Source organism: Yinghuangia sp. YIM S10712 (genome assembly GCF_051388935.1).
Classification (GTDB): Bacteria; Actinomycetota; Actinomycetes; order Streptomycetales; family Streptomycetaceae; genus Yinghuangia.
Genome location: NZ_JBPKBI010000001.1, coordinates 1,107,674 through 1,108,458 on the forward strand (window position 1 = coordinate 1,107,674; position 785 = coordinate 1,108,458).

Annotated in this window: 1 protein-coding gene; it reads right to left on the bottom strand. The window is 69.7% G+C overall.

The annotated features are described in order from the left end of the window. Positions 1 to 6 precede the first annotated feature (6 nt). Positions 7 to 785: RNA polymerase sigma factor SigF (locus ACRX5W_RS05170; protein ID WP_436786681.1), on the bottom strand; the 779-nt coding region annotated here is incomplete at its 5' end.

The window sequence follows — 785 nt, forward strand, 5'->3', positions numbered from 1 at the left end:
CCGGCGTCACTCCTCGACCAGCAGCCGTTCGCGAAGCTGCGCGAGAGTGCGGGCGAGCAGCCGCGAGACGTGCATCTGCGAGATGCCGACCTCCTGGGCGATCTGCGACTGCGTCATGTTGCCGAAGAAGCGCAGCAGCAGGATGCGCTTTTCGCGCGGCGGCAGTTGCTCCAGCAGCGGCTTGAGCGACTCGCGGTACTCGACGCCCTCAAGTGCCTCGTCCTCCGACCCGAGCGTGTCCGCGACCGCGGGCGACTCGTCGTCGGTGTCCGGCACGTCCAGGGACAGCGTGCTGTACGCGTTCGCCGACTCCAGGCCCTCCAGGACCTCTTCCTCGGAGATGTTCAACTGCGCCGCGAGCTCGCCGACCGTCGGAGACCGTCCGTTGCGCTGGGACAGCTCCGCAGTCGCGGCCGTGAGCGAAAGCCGCAGCTCCTGGAGCCGCCGCGGCACCCGGACCGCCCAGCCCTTGTCGCGGAAGTGGCGCTTGATCTCGCCGACGATGGTCGGGGTGGCGTACGTCGAGAACTCGACGCCGCGCTCCGGATCGAACCGGTCGACGGACTTGATCAGGCCGATGGTCGCGACCTGGATCAGGTCGTCCAGCGGCTCACCGCGGTTGCGGAAGCGCCGGGCGAGGTGTTCGACCAGCGGAAGGTGCATCTCCACCAGCCGGTCGCGGATCACCCGGCGTGCGGGATCGTCCTTCTCCAGCCGGCCCAGGTCCGCGAACAGGCCTTTGGCGACCTCGCGGTCGTGGTGCGAGTGGCCGGAGCCCGGTCGGC